This window comes from Candidatus Melainabacteria bacterium (assembly GCA_003963305.1).
Classification (GTDB): domain Bacteria; phylum Cyanobacteriota; class Vampirovibrionia; order Obscuribacterales; family Obscuribacteraceae; genus PALSA-1081.
Genome location: RXJR01000001.1, coordinates 563,304 through 587,814 on the forward strand (window position 1 = coordinate 563,304; position 24,511 = coordinate 587,814).

Here is a 24,511-nt window from a genome sequence, read left to right on the forward strand (position 1 = left end):
ACCTCGATAAACAAAACAATCTGCGCTCAGCAATTCAACCGCGAGTTTGCCTCGCGTGCAGACGGAAGATCTATTCTAGTTTCGCAGCGCACAGATGTCAATACAAGACTCAGACCCAGTTGCACACGCTCTGCGTACACACTGCGGGTACACATGTCGCACTGTACAGGGGCGCACTGCACACGCCCTCAGCTCCATGCACCACGGACACGTGCGCGTAAAGCTGCGCGCTTATAAAAGCCACACCGAGCCTGGTGCCAACATGCTTACTGCAAGCGATTGAGAATCAGTTTACTAATTGCCTTCAGCGTTGCGAAGACTCCAAGACCTTCAGAAGCGACCGCTTCAAAGCTCGGCACGCCACGAATGTTCAATTCTTTCTCCAAACGTTCGATTGGCAAAGCATTTGCCAGGTCTCGTTTGTTGTATTGCAGAACCCACGGAATATTATCCAGAGTGAGGCTGTATTCAGCCAGGTTCTCAATCATGTTCTGAAGTGACTCGACGTTGTCGCGCGAACGCATCACATCTGAGTCGGCAACGAAGATGATTCCGTCAACACCGTTCAAAATCAACTTACGGCTGGCGTTGTACTCAACCTGACCGGGAACTGTGTAGAGAGAGAATCTCGTTTTAAAACCTTGTACGCTGCCTAGATCCAGTGGTAAGAAGTCGAAGAAGAGAGTTCGCTCAGTTTCTGTAGCCAAACTGATCAACTCCCCCCTTGTGGTGGGTGCCAATTGGCTGTGAATATATTTCAAGTTTGTCGTCTTGCCACCAAGTCCGGTGCCGTAGTAGACGATCTTGCAATTGATCTCTCTCGCCGCGTAGTTTACGAGTGCCATCCTAGTCTTCCTACTTCGCCTCTCTTGCCCTTAAATCCTCTTGTGAATTCAAGCGCCATGACCGACTGTCGATAGCAATTGATACCACGATTTGAGCAGTATTAGAAGTGTTCTTCAATGAAGTGATCCAGTTTGAAGTAATCACTAACGAACCTCGTCCCCAGCTCGCTAAATGCGAGTCACCTTGATAACACACTTCTCACAGCCCTAACACGCCCGCCAAAGCTGTACCCCCAAAAACAGACTACCACGATAATAGCCGGTCCATACCAAACAAAATAAGTGTAAATGTTCCTTTGCACTAGAACCGCAACACTATCTAATGTACCCAGCTGTGGTATCTGTTTCATGCTACAATTCGACCTTTGCTTACTGTTTTGGCCGGTTGTGGCTCTTGCTGGCAACATGCCGCCGAAGGCAAATGCCTGATCTAATCAGGTATTTCGAGCGCCTCCTTATCAAGGAGACTGCGAGAAATCTGTACACCACTCTTTTGAGTTCATCACTGGTAATCGAACTATGGCTAAACGTTGTGATGTTTGCGGAAAGGGGCCTACGACAGGTCGTAGCTACACCTTCTTGCGTTCTCACTGGAACCCGCATGACAAGCGGAGATGGCTTCCAAATCTTCAACCCGTAAAGGCGCTCGTCAATAAGACCGTCAAAAGACTGAAGGTTTGCACCTCTTGCATCAAAGCAGGAAAAATCCAAAGAGCTATCTAGTTCTTCAGGATCTCTCCGTCATTCGCTTCTGGAACTTCTATACGCTCGATCTAGCGCCCCCGCGCCAGGTCGAGCAATCGTTCTTTTCCCACGTAATAAAATTCATTGCAGAAATGACAACGTCCCTCGGCCTGTCCGTCCTCTTCTGCCATCGAAATCAGGTCTTGCTTGGGAAACACCTTCAGAGCCTCTACAAAGCGCTCATCGGAACATTTACACCTGAATGAGAGGGGTTTGACCTCGGTCAGGGCAGTTATCTCAAAGCCTGCCAAAATTCTCTCCAGGATCTGCTCGAGACCCATCCCCCGGCGCATCAGAAACGTGAACGCGCCAAAAGTCGTGATGTTGTTTTCGATTTGGCAGATAGTTTCTTCTGTATGGTCCGGCAGCATTTGTATTATCAGACCGCCGGCAGCCTCAACCCCATTTTTGCTCAAATGAGTACCCACCACGACCACAGAACCGGTCTGGTCGGAATTGACAAGATAACGATTGACGTCCTCGCCGACCTCGCCAGAGGCGAGCTCAACGGTTGACATGTGGGGTCCGCCGAAGCCATGGTCAATTGTGACGTGAAGATATCCCGTCTTGCCAATCGCAGCTCCGACGTCGAAATTTCCCAGAGAATTGAGTGGCAGCTCTATATTCGGATTCTGTACGTAACCACGTACAGTTCCCTTCGGAGAAGCATCGACAACTACTTTTCCAAGCGGTCCATCGCCCTGGAACTTGAGCAGAACCTGACCATCTTTGGCAGCTAGAGGAGCCAGCAGTGCCCCGGCTGTCAGTGCCCTGCCCAGGGCTGCCGTAGCAGTAAAGGACAATTGATGCCGCTGCCGCGCGACTTCGACAAGATCGGTAGTGGTGGCGATCACCGCTCTAATGGTGCCATCGGCGGAAATCGCCTTGAGAATGCCGTCTTTCATATCCGAATAGTCCAGAACGGGCTCCAATCCAACCATTCTAGCAGTTTACAACTTATTTTAAAACCTTTTTATGACATTCTGGCCGTTACAACCCTTGGTGAGCGGGCCATGTCAAGATCTACTTGCACCTGCAACCATCCTGCTTCCTCGAAAATCGCGCATACAGAGCCGCTCTGGCCGTCTCCCACCTCGACTGCGATGCATCCCTTACCGGTGCGGAATCGGCGCGGAACCAGCCTGGCAAAATCTCTGTAAAAGCCAAGACCGTCGTCCTCCTTTCCAAAAAGAGCTTCCTTCGGCTCATAAATGCCTACTTCGGGTTGAAGCTGAGATGCTTGAAACGAGGGAATGTACGGTGGATTAGAGAGGAAAACATCGATGTCATCAGGCAAAAGTTCATGCCAATCACCACATTCGATGCGCAGCCGGTCGGAAACTCCGTTTAGAACAGCATTTTGACTTGAGATCCGGCAGGCAGTCTCGGATATATCTACTCCGACTATCTTTAGGGCAGGATGAGCTTTGAGCAGACTGATGGCAATGGCTCCACTGCCGATGCCAACGTCAACCACGTTCAAGTCGCCCTGATTATCAGACAAAGAAATCAACTGACTGGCTTTATGAACGAGAGCTTCCGTGTCCGCTCTTGGAATTAGAACGCCCGGTTCGACATCAAATCGCAAGCCCATGAACCACGTATGCCCGATGCAATACTGCAATGGAACACGTGCCTCACGCTTCGCCACTATTTCCTCAATTACCTGCTCTTGAGATTGTGCGAGCGCCTCTGTTGCTCTGAGAACTTGCTGCGCGGTATCACACCCGGTTGCATGTAAAATTATCAATTCGCACTCTCGACGTGCTTCATGATCCGCAATACCAAGTGCGCCCAGTCGATTGAAAATCATTTTTTTTGCCGCGGCAAAGGTTGTCATTCTCAGGCGTTCCCGTACGAGCGCTGGTGTAGAAAAACGCACCAGGTGGGTAGATAAGAGATGGCACCTCATCACCCACGTTAAAGTCAGTGCTCAGCAATGGCTCGGATCAAAATTTTAGCCGTCTTACTGGTGCTTGCAGTTATGCCCGCACCATCGTTGGCTGAAACTGCTCTCCAGCGTGGGGTACGTCAGTATAATGCCCGTCAATTCAGCGAAGCAGTCATTACGCTAACCGCAGCGGCCCAACAAGACCCGAAAAATCCAGAAGTTCACTACAACTTAGCTAATGCTCTTTTGCAGACAGGTGACTCAGTCAAGTCCGTGCGCGAGTACGAACTGGGTTATGCACTTGCGGGCAGCGGTCCTATCGCCACATACTGCAGCAGTGCTCTCGCTGGCATCAGACAAAGAAATCACAACTCAAGAACCAGCACGCAATACTACCGCACCAATTACAATGGCGTATCGCGCACGGCCATCCGCTGCCCGATCGGCACAGAGAGCCACCACGACGGCGTCGAAAAGGCACACGGCGGATTGTCGCCGGAAGAATGGAGCGTCTGGCGTGTTTATTACGACAGAGCTTTTAGAAGACTGGAAATGAAGGTAATACTAGCCATGGTGCCTAACTGGCAAAACATGACCGGCATTTCAGAACTCTATTACTATGTCGACCGCAATCGCAAACTGAGAGCAAGGGTGAACAGATCTACAACCGATGAGTCGGTAAATGCGGCATTGCTTGAGGTTGTTCGCAACCTGGACGGCACTTCGGCAATCGAGTTTCCGCCCAATATCAAGACCGACAGTTTCAATTTTTACCACGGCGTCGATTTAGGCGAAGTTGCATTAGCCCTGAGACAGCAAGGTGCATCCACCTCGACTGCAGCAGCTATTACCAACACCAGAGCGAAACTTCAGCAAACCGCACAATCAGCCACTCAAGGCAAACTATCCGGGACAAACACAAGCACCGCCACCGATGCAGCATTGCAAAGCACCAAAGTGACAGCTGACGTGGCAGGAAAAGTAATCAGCAAAAACACCACCGAACTGAAAGCAACACAGCAAACACTGCCACCAGATGCAGCATCACAGACAGTCAAAGGGCAGGTGCTTCCAGACCCAGCTGAGAAGGACGTTTCCGGGCAAATAAAAAGTGAGCCACCGCTGCCGGAACAAAACTCCGGACAGCCGAAAGTCGAGCTCAAGCCTGAGCAAAAGACTGAAGCAGAGAAGCATTTAGAACCGGCGACGGCGCCCGCCAAATAACCCGGTTAGCTTGGAAATGAATCGTTATTACCGAGCGATTCTTCCAGCCGACGCTGCTGATCATCCAAGATGGAAGCTTCAATCATTCGGTCCAGATCACCTTCAAGAACCTGCCCCAGACTGAAGTTGATATTCAGTCTATGGTCAGTGACACGGTTGTCTTTGAAGTTGTAAGTGCGAATCTTCTCAGAACGATCTCCAGTACCGACTTGCGATTTGCGTTCGTCGTAAATGGCTTTTTGCTGTGCTTCCGTTTCCATTTTGAAAAGTTTTGCCCGCAAAATCTGCTTGGCGCGTTCTTTGTTCTGCAGTTGGCTGCGCTCTTCTGAACAAGCAACCATCAAACCAGTCGGCTTATGCACGATGCGCACAGCCGTTTCCACCTTGTTGACGTTCTGACCGCCGGCGCCACCAGACCGCATCGTGGAGATGTCCAGATCCTTTTCATCAAGTTGCACGTCGATTTCATCAGCTTCAGGCATGACGGCGACCGTAGCCGTCGAGGTGTGAACGCGTCCGTTTGCCTCGGTCGCAGGCACACGCTGCACACGGTGCACACCTGACTCATACTTAAACTTACTGTAAGCGCCTTCGCCCTTGAAGCTGACGATTACTTCTTTGTATCCGCCCAGTTCGCCCTCGCTGGCGCTGGCAATTTCGGGCTTCCATCCCAAACGATCGGCATATTTCAGATACATGCGCAGCAAATCGCCGGCAAAAAGCGAGGCTTCGTCGCCACCTGTTCCGGCGCGAATTTCCACCATGATGTCTTTTTCGTCGTTAGGGTCACGCGGCAACAATAAATATTTGAGCCGAGTCGTAACTTCTTCCAGTTCGCTCTTACTGCTTTCAAGTTGAGTCTCGATCTCTTCTCGGTCGCCTGGTTCGGCGTCACGCAGCATCTCTTGATAGTCGGCGATATCGGCTGTGAGCTTCCGATATTTATTGAAAGCTTCAATGGTCGGTTCAAGAGATCGCTTGGTCTGATTGAGTCTCTTGTAGTTGGCCAGATCTGCAGTTACATCAGGATCGTAAAGCTTCTGCTCAAGTTCAAGGTAAGTTTGCTCGATCTCTTTTAGCTTCTCGACAAAATGATCCATAACCGCAGCCTGCGTTTAATAAGTTTAAAAGAACGGAGAGGGAGGGATTCGAACCCTCGCTGCGTTTTAGCGCAGACAGTCTTTCCAGGACTGCACGATAGACCACTCTGACACCTCTCCGAGTAATCTGGAAGTGCCATTATATCAAGGAAGGTAGCCAAGGCAGCCGATAGCAACAAATGCTTTCGACAAAATTGGGCAGCAGCTGAACCATCTAGAGATGTTGCTACTTAATTGCGCTTAAACATTGACGAGTGAGCGAATTTTTTTCTGAGCAGATTTGATCAGCGGCAAGAATTCCTCAGCCGTCAAACTTGCGCCGCCAACAAGCGCTCCGTCAAGATCGCTTTGTTCGAGTTGCTCATCAATGGTGGAAGGTTTGACGCTACCGCCGTAGAGAATCGGCACGGCATCGCCAGCCTGGGCAGAATCTTCGCTGCGGAAGACATCGTTAATAGTGGCGCGAATCAGGGCGCAGACGCGATTGGCTTCACCAGCCTCACAGGTTTTTCCGGTACCAATGGCCCAGACGGGCTCATAGGCAACGATTAGAGTCTTCAAATCACCCACTTCGAGATCTGCCAGAGCCGCACCTACTTGCCGACGCACGACCGCATCAGTGAGATTGTTTTCGCGCTCGTCCAGGCTTTCTCCAACGCAGACAATCGGCTTCAACCCGTGCTTGAGAGCGGCTTTGAGCTTGAGATTGACACTGGCATTGGTCTCACCAAAAAACTGACGGCGTTCGGAGTGCCCAATCAGAACGTACTCTGCGCCGACGTCGATGAGCATAGGCGGTGAGACTTCGCCCGTGAAGGCGCCGCTGTCATGATGATCCATGTTCTGGGCGCCGAGATTTACAGCTGAGCCCTTGATCACTTCACCGACCGGGGCAACACTCGTGAAAGGAGGAAAAAGAACGACGACCGGAAGGTCTTTTTCGCCTTGCACGCCTTTTGCAATCGCCTCGGCTAAAGCCCTGGCTTCGGCGCGATTCTTATGCATCTTCCAGTTGCCCGCGATAATTTTGCTGCGCTTTGGATTGCTCATTTCAACTCTCCCAGCTCGAAATATGACTGCAAAGTCGGGCACTTAACTGCACGGACTTTTCTCTCTTTAAGACCCAGATTCTACCCCATCAACCGATTTTGCCCACCAATACATGACGAAGCACGAAGGAGTTACCCCCAAAAAGTGGCCTCGAAGATGGCCGCCAATCGCTTATGCCCTAAAATACGATGACGGTTAAATAGGTTGTTGAACATGACTGATTTGCAATCCAAGTCGCAAAGCGGCACAGTGGATGAGGCTGAAAAGATTCAAAGACTGCCCGAATGGGTGCGACGGACCGTTCTCAACACGGAAGAGAACCGGAAAGTTCGCTCTATTTTGAAAGAACAGAAGCTGAGCACAATTTGTGAAAGCGGCAGATGTCCCAACAAAGGCGAGTGCTGGGCGCGCGGCACGGCTACCTATTTGCTGATGGGACCCCTTTGCACACGAACTTGCAAGTTCTGCTCAGTCAATAAAGGAATGCCGGACGCGCTCGACCCCGATGAGCCATACCGGGTAGCCGAAGCATCGCGCCAGATGAATTTACGGCACGTCGTCTTGACTTCAGTCAATCGCGACGATCTGCCGGATCAAGGCGCCAATCACTTTGCACGTACGATCGCTGCTTTGAAAGAGCTGATTCCCGACGTCGCCGTAGAGGTTCTAACGCCTGATTTCCAGGGACGAGAAGAGTGCGTTGCTACTGTTCTTGCTGCCGACCCTGTTGTTTTCAACCACAATATAGAGACTGTGCCACGGCTGTATCGCAAAGTCAGACCAGGTTCAAAATATGATCGGTCCTTGAAAGTTCTGGAAATTGCCAAGAAACTGCGCCCTGACATTCCGACAAAGTCAGGAATAATGCTCGGTCTTGGCGAGACTAGAGAAGAGATATTTGAAGTACTGAAAGACATGCGTGCCATTGATGTCGATTTTCTGACCATGGGTCAGTATCTGCGACCGAGCCGAGATCAGTTGCCGGTCAAACGTTATGTGACGCCGGAAGAATTTGACGAGCTCGGCGCGGAAGCCTGGAAACTTGGATTCAAAATGGTGCACTCAGGACCGCTGGTAAGAAGTTCTTATCACGCAGAAGAATTAGCCGAGCAGCTTGTTTGACCATTTAGGAGTTGAGCGTGACAGAGACGACTTCTGAAGAACAAATTCCGGAGCCACTCCTCGAAGCTCGCCGCTTACTTGATGAGGGCATGCTGGAACAGTGTCTTGCCACGCTCAAACCTTACTGGCTCGAAAACGAGCTTGATACCAGAGCTATCGCGATGTTCGGTGAGTTGATGCACGAAGCCGGCAGAAGCGAGGTATCACGCAAACTGAAGCGCTTATCCGACCTGCTTGACGCGCACTGGACAAAAACCGAAAAGACAGAGCAAACAAAGACAGACGACCAGTCCTTCGCACCAGATACAGTGCCGGTACAAGAGAGTGCAGCCAGCGACAATTCTAGTGCTGATGACATTCCATATGCATTGTTCGAGGCAGGTTTCGGGCTCATCGATCTGAGGCAGCACGAGCTAGCCGTAATGCTGCTTGAGCGCTGCTTAAATTTGATGCCGAACGAACCGACCGTCAATTATGAAATAGCCTTTTCGCTGATGTCTCTGGCCAGATTCGAGGACGCCATCAAACATTTCCAACTGGTTTTACAGGACAACGAAGATTTCGACACCGTCTTGAATTTGTCAGTTTGCTATACACTCACCCGGAATATTCCGGAAGCAAAAAAAATGATCGACAAACTAGCGACACTAACACACGAGGAAGACGAGCAGCGCGAACTGCAACATCGAAAAGTCGTCCTTAAGCGGCTCGAGCTGCTCGGAAACAAGCAAACGTTCACACCGCGCGACTGGCAATTTGTTCTCTACGGTGGCATTTTGCTGCGAAACAGCGAAGAGAATGCCAACCAGAAAGAAGATCTGATGTCGATTGCATCCACTCTGGCCATTCTCAAAGGTTTGCTTGAAGGGCTGCGCATCGAATTCGAAGCGGTAGAGTTCTACAACCCGAACGCTCGTCCACTGGCTCGCATATTGGCAGAACTGATGGAGATTCCCTGCGACAGCTATAAAGGTCCCCATCGGCCGGACAGAGCCTTGCTGATATTAGCCTGGGCTACCGACATCATCGGTCCGCACCAGGCCTTTGTAGAGCATATGCATTCGCGCAGCATCTTTGCGTACGGGCTGACCTGGCAGGAACCATTACCGGTGGCACCGGAAATTGCTGGATTGCTTGCCGACGAAGCAATCATGCCGTGGGAGGAATCCCGAGCTGAATCAATCGATGAGATTGTCGCCAAGATTTTAGAACGCGCCCGTGATCTCGACTGCGATCCCGATATTCTTAGAGAAACTCAGGAAGCAGTTGAATATTATGATTCAAAGCGCGAGCTGCTCGTCCTGAACAACTGGACGATCTTCCCGGACAGACCGGAGTATACGGCTGAAGTGCAGAAACCAGAGGGCAAGAAGAAGTGAGTTTCTTGCGTCGCTTAGCCCTGACTGCTGCCTACGTTACTTGCTTGCCAATCTATAAAGTGGATCTCGAGAACCCGGAGGAAATGCTTTCGGGACTGTCCAAGTATCTGCCTACAGTTGGACTTCTGATTGGCGGATGCCTGGTTCTATCCACCAGAGTTCTTGAAACGCTACACGCACCATATCTAGTGCTGGGAGCAGGTCTCGTTTTATTCTGGTTTATTTTCACGAGCGGTCTGCATCTGGACGGCTTGATGGATACGGCCGATGGAATCTTTTCGCATCAAAGCCCTGCCCGCATGCTGGAAATAATGCAAGATCCAAGAGTGGGAAATTTCGGCGTAATCGTCGGAGTCTTACTTCTACTTGTCAAATTTTCCGGATTGGCATCGCTTTCCGGTGCAGCACTTATGACGTCCATTTTTCTTGTGCCGGCTTTTGCACGGCTGGCGGAAGTTTACGCCATCGGCAGATTCAAATATCTCAAAGAACAAGGCAAGGGAAAAATCTGGCACGATACGACAGACTATCCACGCGACTTCTGGATGTCGGCATTCCTGCCTGCCGTTTCTGTAGCAGGCGTGTTTTATGCGAACCATTCAGTAAGCGCACTGGTCACTCCCGTCATCACACTTTTTTCTGGGATGCTCTGTGCAGGCTGGTTGAACAAAAAACTAGGCGGTCATACGGGCGACACTTATGGTGCAACTGTAGAATTTGCAGAGGCTGCCGGCATACTCGCTGCTGCGCTGATGCACTGCTCGAAGCTGTAAGCAGGGGCTGACCACGCGAAGGATTGACTGCTCCAATCAGGCATTCGGCCGAGCAAAAGTCATGCCAGGGTCTAAAATCCGGCGTTCTGCTGAGAAGGATTTGCCGTTCCCTGGGTTTGCAAGTCTTGCTGAGCCTTGGCCTGTTGAGCATCCAGTGCCTGCTGAGCGGTTTCCTGCTCATTTTTGATTTGCTGCATCAACCGAGCCTTCCTGCCGCGATAGAGTGCAACTTGAAAAATGTCGCCCTCGCCGCGCCGCTGCGATGCGTTGTAAATGTCCAGAAAATCTTGCTCGGAAACAGCCCGGTCAAGAGCCTTTTTCATGCAATAACGGTCAAGGTCCTTGAGCTTGAATGGCTCGATGTAATGCAAAATCACCATCAACTCGTGAGCGTTTGGTTCGTCATCAATCAAGTCTTTGCACGCTTTGCGATTGAGGTCATCCATGGATAGAAGCTTCGCTTCTCTGGCAAAAGCCAGGCACTCAGGCACGGTCTTGACCAGGGTAAACGCCTTTTCCATGGAGAGGTGAGCGACGTCATTGAGTGCTACTTCCTGAGTCTTTCGAGCCAGATCATAGAGGTCATCAATAGATGTGGCGCTGCCTATCAACGAGTGGACAGCATCTCTGGTCACTTCATAACACTGATACTGCCTTGACTTTAGCGCCACTTGAATAAAGTCTTGCCGTGACTGACAGAGCGACAGGGCTTTGACCATGCACTGCCGGCGAGCGTCCAGCATAGATGCTCCGGCAGATTCAGTATAGGCAGCGATAGCCAGACACTTTGGAATATCGTTGGCACCCTGTAGCGCCTGCATTACGACCGGAAGAGCTTTTTGAGCGTTCCCCGATTTGCAGGCTCGACGCAGTGACGACTGAGTTTGCTCATCTAAGGGAGAGTCGACTATGTCTTTTTTAGCAGCCCAACCGGGCACCATATTCAGTGCAAGGATGACAGCTGCTAAGGGAAGATAAACTTGAGATTTACGCATAACCGAATTGTACCCACTTTACCCTTAATTTCGCTCATCCAGCAGTGTCGGGGAACTCAGGACAAGGGCTCTTTATCATGATCGAGTTCCAGTTTAATGGTGAACAGTTCGTTTTTACCGGGCAGCAAGGAAATGCGGGCTGGGTTATTGCCCTGAGCGAGTTCGATTTTAACCTCTTCAACAGGCTCTTGATTGAGTTTACATCTATAGGCAGCCCGCACCGGCAGGCGCAGATTGATACGGGTATCCTGCACCGAATCGGTAACATTCAGCAGCCTTAGATACAAACACTGGTCGAAAACATATGACGAAACCAGCCGCACGGCCGGGTTTTCGACGTTGATCAAGCTGCCCACCTTATCGCTCCAGCGACTATCGGTCAAAGCAGCGCGGAATCGCCCCTCAAAGAGCTCGACCAGTTTGTAAACGCGAATCAGTTGTGACTCAGACAGTGAATCGGTGAATATCCCACCGCGCATTGATGAAAGCGGAGACCAGCCGTACGTTGCCCTGTTCAAGCCCAGGCAGTTGCCTTCAGGTGTAGGCACTCCCGGACCAGCGCCGCCGCCTCTAGTCTGCAGGCGAGACCGAGACAGATGTGTAAAAGCCCGCAACAAAGTTATCGCGACGTTCGATCCATCCATACCGTACTCGGGCAACCCGGCGTTGAAGTAGACCTGGTCGTTGGCGACAAAAAATCGCTGGCAGGGCAGCCTGTCGAGCGGCGCTTCAGTGCCTTTGGCAACAGGCAATTTGGTTTTCATGTGAGGTCGTTCGCGCTTCACGACACTAAAGTGATTTTCCGCAAAACTCATCTGCACATCGAGCTCAGTATCCATAAGCACTTCCAGGCGATGGTCGGATGATTTGTTCTCCCACTGAGTATCAAAAAACACGATTGGAACGCCACGTCTGAGCGACACTTCTGTTCTGATTTTATGCACTATGCCTTTGTTGGAGCGCACGAAAGCCGATGGCTCATCGGGGAAACCATCAGTCATAGTCGGCTTTTTCACTTCTTCCAGTTCAAGCGGAATCTTTATCTCATAGTCCAACAATAGTGAACCAACAAGCGGTCCGTTCAGAGATTGACGCACGCCGACAAATTTAGCCATGACGGGTTTATCCCCCGGCAGTGGATCGAAGTTATAAGAGTCACCGCAATCAGCCACATCGCGGAAGCTATGCCCGAGTCTATACATTTTGGAACGACGTCGCGTCTCATGGCTGATCACTATTAAAGTGCCATCAGGCTCGATTTCGACAGAGAGAAACTCGTTGCTGATGCGCCTCGCATCGACAGAAACAAATTCACGCACACGCTTGACGTGCTCGACCTTCTTAGGCAATTGCCGGGACGGATTGACAGATGCATTCTGACTCCAGCTCATCACTTTGCCGCCGAAAGCCGGTAGTCTGTCGCACCAGAGCCAACCGTGATGCACATTCACTGGTTTCACAATCGGCTCGTTGTCATATCCTGAAAAAATTTCGACAGACTTCTCGGAAGCAACAATCTGGATATCCGACCGCTCCGGATCTTCCAGAAACGGCTCACCAGAGGCATCTTCCTCAGTAGCCCAGACGAATGGAATCGGTGAAACCAGCGACTCGCCTGAGGTGTTGAAAAAAGAGATCCGGTCGGGAGCGAAAGAAGGATCTACTATGGGCAGAGGTTTTGCTGCAGTCATCAACTTAGAGGCAGTGCCTGGTGCCGGGGCAGGAGCAGCAATGGCGCGGGCCGCATCGGCATCCAGCGCATTCAAAAGCTCATGCAGTTTCACAGTGCGTGACTGCATTTCCCGGTGCACAGAATCGATACTGCACCCGCAAATGCTGTCATGTGGGTGATTACGCAAAAGCTGTTTCCAGGCGTGTTTCAGCTCATGGGATGGATAGTCGATAATTCTCAAAGCCGACAAAATCGCCTGCATCGGCTCGACCAGATTTACCAGTCTGTGCTCAGCAATGTAATTTTCGCGCTTCAAATAAAGACGGCTCGAGAGCACTCCCTGCAGCAGATAAGCACGCTCAAAGACAAGGGCGGCACTGTTGTCGCGCAACTCGCCCTCAATCACGGGTAATGAATCAATGTTGATCGACTTCAACTTTTCACTGAATTCGGTCAGGGCGACAGGCACCACTTGCAGTGCGTGGTCGAGCACAGCCAGATTGGCGTCGCCTGCGCCAGATTTACTATCGTGCCGTTCGGACCCCGACCCACTGTAGGCAGCGTCGATCGCCTTTGTTAAGCGGTCGAGCAACTGGGTCATGTTTCTGGGCGGAGCGAGGTGATCGGCGCCTACCGGCACCAAACCAGCCTGCAGTTGTTTGCAATAATGCGCATCATTTGGAGGCATCCACCGTTTCACATGAGCGAGGAGATCAGTATCTTCCTTAGCATTATGAAAGCCAGCATCGTAGTATCCACGTGACAGCTGAAAAGAAACGACCTTGCTGCCATCGTTACTCTGCCAGAGAAAAACCGGTCCTGAATCGAGCGATGGCACGCCGCGCCAGACGTATGCAGTATCAATATTGAAACCTTGCAGAATACGCGGCAGGTCAGCTGTATGACCGAAGGTGTCAGGGCAATAGCCGATCATGGCAGGAGTGCCGTACATTGCCGTGACTTCCAGACCCTGTTGAAGATTGCGAATTAAAGACTCGCCTCGCACCAGCATCTGGTCAGCAAGCACATACCAGGGACCGGCAGAGAGAACTTTCTGCTCCATCAACTTCTGAATGGGAGTGCACAGAGTCGGGTCGATTTCGAGCACATCTTCCAAAACACTGGCCTGACCGTCCAACAAGAAATTGGGCAGCTCTCCTGCCTTTAAACCAGCGATTACCGATCGCACAACCGATACGAGCCGAGCGCGATAGACCTCGAACGGCAAATACCACTCACGGTCCCAATGTGTGTGCAAAAAAAGATAAGCCGTTGAGGAATCGGTCATGTCAACCTCGAACTAACGGTGCCAACTTACTTATGCTCGCATCGAGAGCATTCTCCAGTTCAAACTGGTCGCTGTCGACAAACTCATCATCAATGTCAATGGACATCGTTCCACTGAATTCGTAAAGCTTCAGCGCCTCTATAAATTGCCCCCAATCGACCTGACCTTTTCCGGGAATGCGATAACGCCACCAGAGCGGACCGTACATGCCGCTGTCAACGAGCAGGTCGCGATTGATCTCGATATCTATGGCTTCTACATGATCGATTGCCGAGGCCACCCCCGAGAGAACTCGCAAATAGTCAATACCAAGCCAAACACAATCAGCTGGCGAAAAACTGAGACTGAGACTGGGGCAAGAAGAGACCAGATTGCGCCAATCTTGAGGTTCCATAGCACGCCACCGCTTCAAGGAAACGCCACGAAATTGGCGCGGTGTGGAAAGACGAAGCAAGGGCTTGGCACCATGCTTTTCCATTCCTTCGCCGACCGCGTTCAAACACTGTTCAGCCGACTGCAACCACTCTTCACCATCTCCAGGCAGGAGGTTAAAGGCGATGCGCGAACAGCCGAGCACTTCTCCAACCTGAGCAAGTTTGGTCATCATCGCTTGAAACTGTTTGACAGATTTTTTGTCGGCAGCGTCAACGCAGTAGTCAAGACTCAAACAGGCAAAGTCGACACCTTTTTCCCGGCTCAGCTTTGCCACTTCGCGCAAAGACTTCTTCTCGCTCGCATCCAGCCCTTTTGCCGCCTTGCCGGTGGCGAAAGGCGCGAATGAGTACTCTACGGCAGACAATCCGCGGGACGAAGCAAGTTCAATTGCGCCGTCAAGACCGCTACCGAATCTGGTGGCATCGAAGCATAGCCGCATGGCTCAAAGTTTAGCACCTAAATACTCATCAAGTAATCTTGCTTGACGTCAGGATCTGGTATGTCGTTGAAATCCATGCGATTCATGGTTTTTGCAATAAAGTCGCCGTGACGCAGGACAGAGACCGTTACAGGCGTATCCGGCAAACCGACAATCATGGCGTAGACCTCTTCCTTGGTCAGTCCGGAGGTGGGCACGCCATCAACCGCCACGATCACATCGTTGTTCCTCAAACCAGCCTGATAGGCAGGCGTGCCGGGGAAAACTTTATTGATGGTGGGTGGCAACCCAAAGCCGATGACAAATTTGACCCCGATGATGCCAACTCCGGTCTGAGCAAGTGCATTGAGTGGCGGTTCAGATGTCTTTTCGTGACTTGCTTTACCTTTGAAGAGGTTGAGAAGCCCCTTTTTAGGTGCTTGAGACTTCAATTTACTGTCCTGAGCCTTGACGTTCGCCTTCAGGTTTGAAGCGCCGGCTTGCAACTTGCTCGGCTTGGGAGCCAGCGTCTCATGATGGAATACGCCGCCCTTGAGGGTTTTGTGCTGAGGCATCTGGTCCATCTTTGGCACATCAAGCTTCAAGATCGGTTCACCATCTGATGGCGGCGCCGCTACTCCCGGCAATGCGGAGCTGACAAAGACGATGAAAGCAGCCAGACAAGCTCTAACGCGGCTGATTGACATCAGCCGTATCGGGGCAGCAGAGCTAGCAAGTGGAATCTTTATCGTCAACTCCTGAGGACGCCTCTAATCTCCTCGACGTTTAAATGGTCCGGAAGATCCTGCCTGAACATAAGTATCTTTACTCAGCATAACCAATAATTCCTCAATGCACATACGGTTTTCACCCTTAACAGGGCAATAATTCGCACATTGAACTAATGCTTAAGCAAACAGGGGCTGAGGCTTAAGCCATGTTACGCTTTGCCTGTCCGAGGAAAGCCCGAGCAGCTCGACTGCCGGCTCGTATCGCGCACGAATGCAGGCCCAGCGGGCCAGGAGGTTTTGTCGTGAACAAAGTTACTGTAGTAGGCTCCGGGTTCGTAGGCGCCACAGTCGCCCAATACGTGGCTGATAAAGAACTGGCCGACGTTGTCGTAGTAGACATCCTGGAAGGAATTCCACAAGGCAAGAGCCTCGATATGATGCAAGCAGCACCGATCAACGGTCACGACTGCAACATCGTCGGCTCCAATGACTATGCCGACACAAAGAATTCAGACATCGTTGTCATCACAGCCGGAGTTGCCCGTAAACCAGGTATGACCCGCGACGACCTGTTGAAAATCAACGCCAACATCGTCAAAGAAGTGGCTGAAAAAACAATCAAACTCTCGCCGGACGCCATCTATATCGTTGTCACCAATCCGCTTGACGTTATGACCTACCTGACCTGGAAAACCACCAAACTCCCTACCAGCCGAGTCATCGGTATGGCAGGAGTGCTGGACAGCGCTCGCTTCCAGGCTTTCATCGGTATGGAACTGGGCATGTCAGTTGAAGACACTAAAGCCATGGTGCTTGGTGGACACGGCGACTTGATGGTTCCAATTCCCCGTTTCTCAACAGTCAACGGCATTCCTATCACTGAATTGATGCCTAAAGACCGCATCGAAGCCCTGGCAGAACGCACACGAAACGGCGGAGCCGAGATAGTTGGCTTGCTCAAAGCCGGCAGCGCCTACTATGCGCCTGGCGCATCTGTGGCTCACATGGTGGAAGCAATTTTGAAAGACAAAAATCGCCTGCTGCCTTGCGCCGTGTATGCCGATGGTGAATACGGTCTCAAAGATGTCTACATCGGACTACCGGCTGTACTCGGTCGCGAAGGCATGAAGAAGATTGTCGAACTCAGTTTGACAGCCGAAGAATCAGCCGCCTTGAAGAAATCAGCCGATTCGATCAAGGAAAACATCGACCAGATGAACAAGCTCCTGGTAGCCGTCTAGTAACAAGACGCGCAGCAAGGTCTTGACCTGTATAATATGAGGTTGGGATCTTGCTGCGCTCCGGTCGACGTAGACCAACGAGCACGAATTGGAGAGAGAGAAAAGCATGCGGATGAGTCCGAAACCACGTAAACAAACAGCACCACATGTGGTTGCATCTTTATTGCTGGCGTCAGTTTGCGCCCTGCCCTCTCAAGCCATCGAAACATCCACTGTCGCCACCACACCTGGTGCGGCAGCGGCAGCGTCGAACGACTTCACACTGGAACCCGACAACAAAGAACACGAAGCCGAGCGCAAAGAAATCGAAACACTTCTGAGCAATATAGAGACGCAATGGAACGCTCACAATCTCGAAAACGTGATGAGCTATTACGCAGACGATTACATCAACAACGATGGTCTGGACAAGAAAGCCGTCTCCAAGCTGACTGAAGACTTCTGGAAAACCTATCCTGATGCCAGATCGTCTTCAAAAACCAAATCTATTCGCATCGAGGGAAATTTTGCCACGGTCGAGTCACGCGATATGGCCGTAGGTAGCACTGCCAAGGAGATGCCCGGCATCAACACCAAAGGCGAACTCAACTCCATCTCAGAAGGTCAGCTCTATATCAAGAAGATTGGCTCAAACTGGAGAATTATCGGCGATCGTATCGACTACGAAAAAGTACGCGTTGCCTTCGGTCTGGCTAAATCACTGAACGCCTCCTTCTCAGCACCCGAACAGGTCAAATCAGGCAGACAATATTCAGCCAAATTGGAGCTCAATTTGCCTACTGGACTGACTGCAGTCGGCTCGATAACAAGCCAACCCCTCGAATATCCGCAGCCCCAGCCAGCCGACGCCTGGCGACCTCTGGACGGCTCGACACTCGAGAGAATCATGCCGGCCAACACGAACAATCGCAATGAGTTATTGATGGCGACAATTGGCATCACTAATTCAAATCGCAATAATCTCATGGGCATAACATTTTTGACCCGTCGACTCAACGTCGTGCCCAACGCCGAGGAGCACTACGACAAAATCATTACCGCTGATAAGTCTTCAGACAAAGCAACCGAGAAAGTGGAAAAGACATCCACTCCTCACAGCAGCTTGCTCAAAAAAGAGCAGGTGGAAAAGATCAAGCAGGGTACTGAATCGGTCGAGAAGAACAGCAAAGAGCCGCCAACCAAGACGATTTTGCACGATGCACTTCCTTCCAAAAATCAAATCAACGAGCAAACAGGAAAACCTAAAACTCCTGTAGATCACCTTACTCCGGTCAAGGATGACGAAACTCCAAGCGACCCCGATTCTGACGCAACCAAATAGGAATGAATCCGGAAGCAAAGGCAAAGTCACATAAGTGGATCATTCCGCTTGTGGCCACGTTGTGCTTGATTTTTGACGCGGCAAGCAAAGACTGGGCGAGGCACAAGCTCATTGCCGGCGACGCCTACCCGTTCGTTCCCGGCATAAGCTTTTTTCTCACACATAACACTGGCGCAGCCTTTAGCCTCGGCGCCGGCAACAGCTATTTGATGACAGCCCTGGCCAGCGTAGTGACACTGTGTCTGGTGGCATGGGTTTTGAAGCGAGAATCCAAGCTGGTCTCAAACGTAGAGAGGATAGGATTGGGATTTCTGTTCGGTGGCGCCTGCGGCAATCTTTTCGACCGCTTCAGCCAGGGCAGAGTGACGGACTTTATAGAGTTCACTTTCATAAACTTTCCCGTCTTCAATTGCGCAGACATATTCATAGATATCGGCATCGGCTTGATCTTAATTGCAATGATGTCGGAAAAGTCTGCACAACCTGATCAAAAATCAGACTTGCAGCCGGCAACAGAGAGCGCCGCTCAACATGATCCAGGATGATGGACTGATTGAGTTGATCGTAGACGGCACTGCGCAGCCCGGAGGCGTTCGTCTCGATGTCTTCCTGAGCAGAGAAGTCGCTGAACTGAGCCGGTCTCGAATACAAAAGCTGATTGAAGACGAAGATATTCTCGTCAACGATAAGCCCGCCAGAGCAAGTTTGAAATTACAGGGAGGCGAACGCATAACCATCGAGTTGCAAGAACCTGTTGCCCTGGATTTGCAACCTGAAGATATTGCGCTCGACATCGTCTATCAGGATGACGATCTTGCCGTCATCAACAAAGCCGCCGGCATGGTGACACACCCGGGAGCAGGCATCTCTTCCGGCACGCTCGTCAATGCACTGCTCTTCCACATGCGCGACAGCCTCTCCGGCATCTCAGGCACAGTCAGACCCGGCATAGTACACCGCTTAGACAAAGATACTTCCGGGCTCATCGTCATAGCAAAAAACGATCTGGCTCACCGCCATCTAGCTGAGCAGATAAAAGCAAAAACAGCACGACGAAACTACGTCGCTCTGGTCGAGGGTGTGATGAAGCCTGATACAGGAACAATCGACAAGCCGATTGGGCGCCACCCCACCAGACGAAAGCAAATGGCGATAGTCACAAACGGTAGAAAAGCAGTCAGCCGCTTTCAAGTGCTGGAGCGCTTCTCCAGGTTCACACTGGTAAAAGTAATGCTCGAGACGGGACGCACACACCAAATTAGAGTGCACATGGCCAGCCTCGGTTATCCGGTGGTGGGCGACCTGCTATACAATCCGAAATCAAGCGGAAGCGAGGCTGCGCGCCATAAATTGGGGCTTAAGGGTCAGGCTTTACATGCAGCTCAACTGAGTTTCACGCATCCGACCACAGGCATGCTGTTAGAATTTGAGGCTCCTCTTCCCGAGGATTTTCAGACTCTGCTTTCAAAACTCAGTTGATCAAGCCTTTCACTGAGTGATCGTCCAATTAGTCTCAAGCGGATAAACCATGGGCACGAAATCCTTCTATTACATTGTTCTAGGTCTGGCCGCTCTGCTCGGATTGACCGTAATCACAGTTTCCGTTCAAAACGGGCAATCGATTCCATTCAATCTGTTTGGAAACGCCACCCCGATTCCACTTGGCGGCGCCCTGATCGGTGCATGGGTAGCCGGTCTGATAGCCAGCATCGCCGTGTGGCAAACCAAAATTGTTGAGGTTCGCAGCGAAAAGAAATTGGAGCAGTGGGCCGCGCAAGATCAAAAATTGGCTAAGGAAGTGGCATCGGATACGGTGAAACTGTTGGAAGCCAAAGTTGCGACGCTAGAAGCCGCCCTCAGCAAAGCGCTGGAGAAGAAAAAGTCAAACTGACCCGGCTGATTATTCAGACGGTCCAGCACCCTTTTTAAAATCGGAGGCTTTCAAGCCTTCAATAAACTTTTTGAATTCCTGTGCTTCAGCTTCGTCTTTTTCAAAGTCGGCAGGAATCGTTCCGTCAGCTACCACCTGAGCTGACACGAAAATGGCGCACTTGGCTCGCAATGCCAGACCGATCGCATCAGAGGGGCGAGCGTCAATTGATTTGGTGGTATCGAGCTTGTGCTCAGGATCGTCTACTAAAAGCAAAATGGTTGCAAAGTAAGTGTTGGACGCCAGTTCATTAATTTCGACCTGTTTCACCTTGTAACCAAGCTGCGTAATCACGTTGAGAAGCAGATCGTGTGTCATCGGTCGCTCGGGCTTGACATTGTCAAGCGCCCTGGTAATGGCATTCGCCTCTGCCATACCTATCCAGATAGGCAATGCTCGCCTTTTGGTGCTGTCATTCAAAACAACGATGGGATGTCCGTTTCTGGCATCTAAAGCAATTCCTGCTACGAACATTTCAATCATAGACATGTTTCCACGAATGCCCCCGGACTAGTTTCGCTTTTGGATCAAGCAGTTCAAACCGCGGAGTTGACGCCCTGTCTGGTAAAAACCCGAACATTCCATCCATCTTAACTTATGCCCAACATCCCCGCTTTTATTTGTTCTGTAGATAAATTTTTCGCTTGTAAATCTTCGGAAATACTTGTGTCGAGAGGCTTTTGAACAACCACAGCTTAACGCATTGACGCTCTCAAGAGACGAGAATACAGTACTGGACGCCGATTCAGCGATAAATGTTCCGTAAATCGGGCTATTGATGGTTCGACCAACATGCAATAAACTATTCCAACGTTTTGTCTGTTGAACGTATTTGAGCTTGGCAAAGTCGCCGCTATTAGAATTACAATAGTGTGCAGAATGCCGAACTTCACAGGCGATGAGTCCGGGTGGCGGAACTGGTAGACGCGCACGTTTGAGGGGCGTGTTGGGCAACCAATGAGGGTTCAAGTCCCTCTCCGGACAAATTTTTTTCGTATCCAAGGAAACCTTTCCGCGGATTGCATGCAATACCCGAGGACTTCCTCGACGCATCCCGTGAGCACACACTCTGCTAGTTCTCGAGGAGTACGCTTATGACCGTAACTTCAACCCGAGCCCAATGGCCGCACACAATTGAAGATATCTCCAATTCGCTAGAAGGCATCTGGGGACTGGTGGGCGCGACAACCACGACAGGTAACTTATTGCGGCTGGAACGCAGTCTGCATGAGCCTCTCAGCTACACGATCACAGAATATCGCGGCAACGACGAATCAGATGTGGTGCGCAGAGAAACTTACGACGCCAAGCAGCGCGATCAGGCTATTGAATTGTTTGCCAAGGCTATTGGCTTTCAGATTGGCTAGCGAAATAGGTGAAGAAAGGTCCCAACTATTTGGGCATCATCACTCAAGGCTCGCTCTCAACTGGTCTTGAGATGCGGCTTGACCTCTCACACTCTGTAGAAGATTTGAGAGTAGGTCGTTTCGTTGTCGTAGAAGGCAAGAGTTCACGCTTCTTCAGCATGCTCACCGACGTCAGCCTGTCGGCAAGCAACCCGACCATACTGACAAATCCGCCTCAGGCAGATGACTTTCTCCTGGAAGTGCTTTCCGGCGTTTCTACGTTTGGCACAGTCAAAGTGCAGCCAATGCTGATGCTGGAAACTGGTGCCACCGCAGACAGTGCGGAGCTGCGACCAGTGAAGACGATTCCGAGCCACTTCTCACATGTCAACGAGGCAACCAGCGCCGATTTCGCTCTAGTCTTCGGAAAAGAAAGCGATCGCCCGGGCGATTTGCACTTTAATATCGGACGCCCACTCAACATGGAAACACCGGTTTGTGTGGATTTGGGCAGATTCGTCGAACGCTCGAACGGAATTTTTGGCAAATCGGGGACCGGCAAATCATTCCTGACACGCATATTTTTGTGCGGCTTGATCAGCAAAGACGTGGCTTCAGTACTCGTGTTCGACATGCACAACGAATACGGCTGGCAGGCCATGTCCGAAAACAAATCTGCTCCGCGAGTAAAAGGCTTGAAACAACTGTTTGGTCAACAGGTGGCGGTGTTCAGCCTGGACGCCGAATCTTCCAGAGCTCGAGGCATTCCCGACGCGCACGAGCTTTATATAGGATATAACCAGATCGAAATCGAAGATCTGGAGCTGCTCAAATCAGAGTTAGCTCTGTCTGAAGCGACTCTCGAAAATGCCTACATCGTCAAAGAGAAGTTCGGTCAGGACTGGATTTCAACCTTGATGGATATGTCGGGTGAGGAAATCGAGGAATTCTGTGAGACTTACAAGGGACACCCTACCGCTATCAAGACCTTGCAGAGACGGCTGAACACAGTCATTCAGAAGACTTCTTATCTGCGTCCGCGCTGCGCCCATAACTATATCGACGATATCCTTCGATACATCCAGGCCGGTCGTCACATCGTGCTTGAATTTGGCCGCCAAAATAACCTCCTTTCCTACATGTTGGCAACCAACATTATTACGCGCCGCCTTCACTCCGAATACGTCAAACGCTCCGAGCTGCATCAAGCTGACCCGGACAATGTCCCGGCACCGCGGAAACTGACCATTGTTATCGAAGAAGCGCACAAATTTCTGGCACCATCGGTGGCGCGCCAAACAATTTTTGGAATTATTGCCAGAGAGATGCGCAAATATTTCGTCACACTGCTCATAGTCGACCAGCGCCCAAGCGGAATCGACCCGGAAATTCTCAGCCAGATAGGCACGCGCGTAACAGCACTCCTCAACGACGACAAGGATATAGACGCAGCTTTTACAGGTGTCTCCGGCAGCCAGACATTACGCACCGTGCTGGCGCAGCTTGACCCGAAACAGCAAGCCCTGGTGCTTGGATATGCTGTGCCCATGCCAGTCGTAGTGCGCACCAGAGCATTTGACGGTGAATTTTATAAAGCAATCGCACCAGGCAGCGAAGCAGCCGACGGTGGGGATCCTCGAACTCGTCAAGAGAAGGGGATGAAAGCGGCAGAGGAAGTTTTCGGAGCTTGAGCATGAGCAAAATAGAATCGAGACTGAGAGCAAGGGTTTACACTCTTGCCAGGGTCGATCTCTTTGAGCTAATCTAGCCTTCTGAGAGCAGTCGCAGACAGAAAAACGGGCTTTTGATGCTACCCGAGAAACAAAACCAGGAAGGCGACCCTCAAGACAACTTCGTCGAAGCACGCGACCCGACTGAACTGGCCATGTGTTTCATTTTGGCGTCCGCTTATCTTGGCTTGACTAAATACTGCTGGGAGCCGCTCATCCTGGCACACAACTGGAAACTCCTCGTCAATGTCGAGGGATTTTTCATTACCATCTCGGCTGTGTCGATTCTGGTCGGATTGCGACCCTATATCAGCCCCTCCAGCCTGCAGCTGAGCGGGCACGGCATCAAATACCGCGGACCATACTGGCCGCAACGCAAAACAGTTAACTGGGATCAGATCACCAAAGCGTATTTGAGTCGGGAGCTCGTCGTACTTTTATATAAGAGTAAGCCGGACAGCAAGCGTGTTTGGCCGATGTTTATCACTTCGATATACCTTGCCGACAGAGATCGGGTCATTCCTGCCTTCATCAAATATAGCCCGGTCAAACCTGTGATTATGACCAGCCCGACGATCGTTTCACGCATCATTATGGGACTCGTGTTTCTGGTCGTAGTGATCTGGATATTGGGAATGCTGATGAACTAGCACCACATTCGATGCCTTTCAAATCGAGGCGCTCCGGCTCAGATATCGCTTCTGGGATAGATATCTGGAACAGATATCCTCAGAAAGTAAGATTGCGAAGATATACGATCAGCTCATCCATCTCGGCATCATTGATGGTGTCTTTGGGTTGGGCGGGCATGACACCTTTCCCCTTGCGAATAAACGCTTTCAAGGCCTCGTCTGTGGGAAAGTCCTTAGACATATTCTCCAGGGTGGGGCCAAATCCTTTACCGCCGCCCGGATGACATGTGTTGCAACTTCTGATAAACAGCTGCTCGCCGGTTAAGTTGGTGCTTCGTCCCACTTCGCGAACATGTTCTGCTTGATTTGTTTCGTTGATGCGGCGCATTTCTTCAGTCATCGCGCAGCCGCTCAGCATCAGGGATCCAGCTAAAACAAGGAGATATCGCTTGCGCATAAAAATTGACACGATCGGTAATACTTTTCCCGGGGAAATCAAGACTTTACCACAGTTTTACATGAGCATTTGATCAAGCAATTGTCATCAATTTTCCAATAACGAGTCCTGATCTTGGCTACAGCAAATAAGGCGCTTTAATCCATACTTTAGCCAACTTAACACGATGTTTACTTCTGCGGGTTAT

At 50.9% G+C, this 24,511-nt stretch carries 24 protein-coding genes and 2 tRNA genes; 14 read left to right on the forward strand and 12 right to left on the reverse strand.

The window, feature by feature from the left end:
- Positions 1 to 266 precede the first annotated feature (266 nt).
- The gene (locus EKK48_02400) at positions 267 to 845 is read right to left on the reverse strand and encodes a gliding-motility protein MglA (protein ID RTL46208.1); all 579 of its coding nucleotides are present in this window, start codon (positions 843 to 845) and stop codon (positions 267 to 269) included.
- A 519-nt stretch (positions 846 to 1,364) separates the two neighbouring features.
- On the opposite strand from EKK48_02400, the gene rpmB reads away from it, so the two are divergent.
- The gene (gene rpmB, locus EKK48_02405; GenBank protein ID RTL46209.1) at positions 1,365 to 1,568 is read left to right on the forward strand and encodes a 50S ribosomal protein L28; all 204 of its coding nucleotides are present in this window, start codon (positions 1,365 to 1,367) and stop codon (positions 1,566 to 1,568) included.
- A 50-nt stretch (positions 1,569 to 1,618) separates the two neighbouring features.
- Here rpmB and hslO read toward each other — a convergent pair whose 3' ends face one another.
- Together hslO and prmC are read right to left on the reverse strand one after the other, a co-directional pair.
- Positions 1,619 to 2,530, reverse strand: a complete 912-nt coding sequence (gene hslO, locus EKK48_02410) for an Hsp33 family molecular chaperone HslO (protein ID RTL46210.1) — start codon at positions 2,528 to 2,530, stop codon at positions 1,619 to 1,621.
- 32 nt (positions 2,531 to 2,562) lie between these two features.
- A complete protein-coding gene (gene prmC / locus EKK48_02415) occupies positions 2,563 to 3,501 on the reverse strand; it encodes a peptide chain release factor N(5)-glutamine methyltransferase (protein RTL46211.1) in 939 nt (312 codons plus the stop codon).
- Positions 3,502 to 3,528: 27 nt separating this feature from the next.
- On the opposite strand from prmC, the gene EKK48_02420 reads away from it, so the two are divergent.
- Positions 3,529 to 4,704: a tetratricopeptide repeat protein gene (locus EKK48_02420; GenBank protein ID RTL46212.1), complete on the forward strand. Its 1,176-nt coding sequence runs from the start codon at positions 3,529 to 3,531 to the stop codon at positions 4,702 to 4,704.
- 5 nt (positions 4,705 to 4,709) lie between these two features.
- On the opposite strand, the gene prfA is transcribed toward EKK48_02420, so the two are convergent.
- From prfA to EKK48_02435, 3 genes are all read right to left on the reverse strand, one after another.
- Positions 4,710 to 5,804 carry a peptide chain release factor 1 gene (gene prfA, locus EKK48_02425; GenBank protein ID RTL46213.1) on the reverse strand — a complete coding sequence of 365 codons (1,095 nt, stop codon included), beginning with the start codon at positions 5,802 to 5,804 and terminating at the stop codon, positions 4,710 to 4,712.
- A gap of 33 nt (positions 5,805 to 5,837) precedes the next feature.
- Positions 5,838 to 5,924: transfer RNA gene (locus EKK48_02430), tRNA-Ser, on the reverse strand.
- Between the two features lie 120 nt (positions 5,925 to 6,044).
- Positions 6,045 to 6,854 (reverse strand): triose-phosphate isomerase, encoded by an 810-nt coding sequence (locus EKK48_02435; GenBank protein RTL46214.1) that lies wholly within the window; start codon positions 6,852 to 6,854, stop codon positions 6,045 to 6,047.
- 213 nt (positions 6,855 to 7,067) lie between these two features.
- On the opposite strand from EKK48_02435, the gene lipA reads away from it, so the two are divergent.
- The 3 genes from lipA to cobS are packed head-to-tail and all read left to right on the forward strand — an operon-like array spanning position 7,068 to position 10,128.
- Complete coding sequence (lipA, locus tag EKK48_02440; protein RTL46215.1) at positions 7,068 to 7,976, forward strand: lipoyl synthase; 909 nt, start codon at positions 7,068 to 7,070, stop codon at positions 7,974 to 7,976.
- Between the two features lie 17 nt (positions 7,977 to 7,993).
- Positions 7,994 to 9,355: a hypothetical protein gene (locus EKK48_02445; protein RTL46216.1), complete on the forward strand. Its 1,362-nt coding sequence runs from the start codon at positions 7,994 to 7,996 to the stop codon at positions 9,353 to 9,355.
- Positions 9,352 to 10,128, forward strand: a complete 777-nt coding sequence (cobS, locus tag EKK48_02450) for an adenosylcobinamide-GDP ribazoletransferase (GenBank protein RTL46217.1) — start codon at positions 9,352 to 9,354, stop codon at positions 10,126 to 10,128. The genes EKK48_02445 and cobS overlap by 4 nt, the downstream gene beginning before the upstream one ends.
- 71 nt (positions 10,129 to 10,199) lie before the next feature.
- Here cobS and EKK48_02455 read toward each other — a convergent pair whose 3' ends face one another.
- The 4 genes from EKK48_02455 to EKK48_02470 are packed head-to-tail and all read right to left on the reverse strand — an operon-like array spanning position 10,200 to position 15,691.
- The gene (locus EKK48_02455) at positions 10,200 to 11,123 is read right to left on the reverse strand and encodes a hypothetical protein (GenBank protein RTL46218.1); all 924 of its coding nucleotides are present in this window, start codon (positions 11,121 to 11,123) and stop codon (positions 10,200 to 10,202) included.
- Between the two features lie 56 nt (positions 11,124 to 11,179).
- On the reverse strand, positions 11,180 to 14,083 hold the full coding sequence (locus EKK48_02460; protein RTL46219.1) for a hypothetical protein: 2,904 nt from the start codon (positions 14,081 to 14,083) through the stop codon (positions 11,180 to 11,182).
- 1 nt (position 14,084) lies between these two features.
- The gene (locus EKK48_02465; protein ID RTL46220.1) at positions 14,085 to 14,957 is read right to left on the reverse strand and encodes a sugar phosphate isomerase/epimerase; all 873 of its coding nucleotides are present in this window, start codon (positions 14,955 to 14,957) and stop codon (positions 14,085 to 14,087) included.
- A 17-nt stretch (positions 14,958 to 14,974) separates the two neighbouring features.
- Positions 14,975 to 15,691 (reverse strand): PDZ domain-containing protein, encoded by a 717-nt coding sequence (locus EKK48_02470; protein RTL46221.1) that lies wholly within the window; start codon positions 15,689 to 15,691, stop codon positions 14,975 to 14,977.
- A gap of 182 nt (positions 15,692 to 15,873) precedes the next feature.
- On the opposite strand from EKK48_02470, the gene mdh reads away from it, so the two are divergent.
- The 5 genes from mdh to EKK48_02495 all read left to right on the forward strand — a co-directional run bounded on the left by mdh (position 15,874) and on the right by EKK48_02495 (position 20,120).
- Positions 15,874 to 16,908: a malate dehydrogenase gene (gene mdh / locus EKK48_02475; GenBank protein RTL46222.1), complete on the forward strand. Its 1,035-nt coding sequence runs from the start codon at positions 15,874 to 15,876 to the stop codon at positions 16,906 to 16,908.
- Between the two features lie 112 nt (positions 16,909 to 17,020).
- Positions 17,021 to 18,229 (forward strand): nuclear transport factor 2 family protein, encoded by a 1,209-nt coding sequence (locus EKK48_02480; protein ID RTL46223.1) that lies wholly within the window; start codon positions 17,021 to 17,023, stop codon positions 18,227 to 18,229.
- Positions 18,230 to 18,231: 2 nt separating this feature from the next.
- Entirely contained in the window at positions 18,232 to 18,774 is a 543-nt protein-coding gene (lspA, locus tag EKK48_02485; GenBank protein RTL46224.1) for a signal peptidase II, read from the forward strand.
- The gene (locus EKK48_02490) at positions 18,761 to 19,708 is read left to right on the forward strand and encodes an RluA family pseudouridine synthase (protein RTL46225.1); all 948 of its coding nucleotides are present in this window, start codon (positions 18,761 to 18,763) and stop codon (positions 19,706 to 19,708) included. Before lspA ends, EKK48_02490 begins: the two co-directional genes overlap by 14 nt.
- A 49-nt stretch (positions 19,709 to 19,757) precedes the next feature.
- Positions 19,758 to 20,120: a hypothetical protein gene (locus tag EKK48_02495; GenBank protein RTL46226.1), complete on the forward strand. Its 363-nt coding sequence runs from the start codon at positions 19,758 to 19,760 to the stop codon at positions 20,118 to 20,120.
- A 9-nt stretch (positions 20,121 to 20,129) separates the two neighbouring features.
- On the opposite strand, the gene EKK48_02500 is transcribed toward EKK48_02495, so the two are convergent.
- Entirely contained in the window at positions 20,130 to 20,642 is a 513-nt protein-coding gene (locus EKK48_02500; GenBank protein RTL46227.1) for a bifunctional nuclease family protein, read from the reverse strand.
- Positions 20,643 to 21,061: 419 nt separating this feature from the next.
- Between EKK48_02500 and EKK48_02505 the strand changes: the two genes are divergently transcribed.
- The 4 genes from EKK48_02505 to EKK48_02520 all read left to right on the forward strand — a co-directional run bounded on the left by EKK48_02505 (position 21,062) and on the right by EKK48_02520 (position 23,885).
- Positions 21,062 to 21,143: transfer RNA gene (locus tag EKK48_02505), tRNA-Leu, on the forward strand.
- A 110-nt stretch (positions 21,144 to 21,253) separates the two neighbouring features.
- Complete coding sequence (locus EKK48_02510; GenBank protein ID RTL46228.1) at positions 21,254 to 21,526, forward strand: hypothetical protein; 273 nt, start codon at positions 21,254 to 21,256, stop codon at positions 21,524 to 21,526.
- A 71-nt stretch (positions 21,527 to 21,597) separates the two neighbouring features.
- Positions 21,598 to 23,196, forward strand: coding sequence for a DUF87 domain-containing protein (locus EKK48_02515; GenBank protein RTL46256.1), 1,599 nt, complete (start codon positions 21,598 to 21,600; stop codon positions 23,194 to 23,196).
- Between the two features lie 116 nt (positions 23,197 to 23,312).
- On the forward strand, positions 23,313 to 23,885 hold the full coding sequence (locus EKK48_02520) for a hypothetical protein (protein ID RTL46229.1): 573 nt from the start codon (positions 23,313 to 23,315) through the stop codon (positions 23,883 to 23,885).
- A 79-nt stretch (positions 23,886 to 23,964) separates the two neighbouring features.
- On the opposite strand, the gene EKK48_02525 is transcribed toward EKK48_02520, so the two are convergent.
- Positions 23,965 to 24,366 (reverse strand): cytochrome c, encoded by a 402-nt coding sequence (locus EKK48_02525; GenBank protein ID RTL46230.1) that lies wholly within the window; start codon positions 24,364 to 24,366, stop codon positions 23,965 to 23,967.
- Positions 24,367 to 24,511 lie beyond the last annotated feature (145 nt).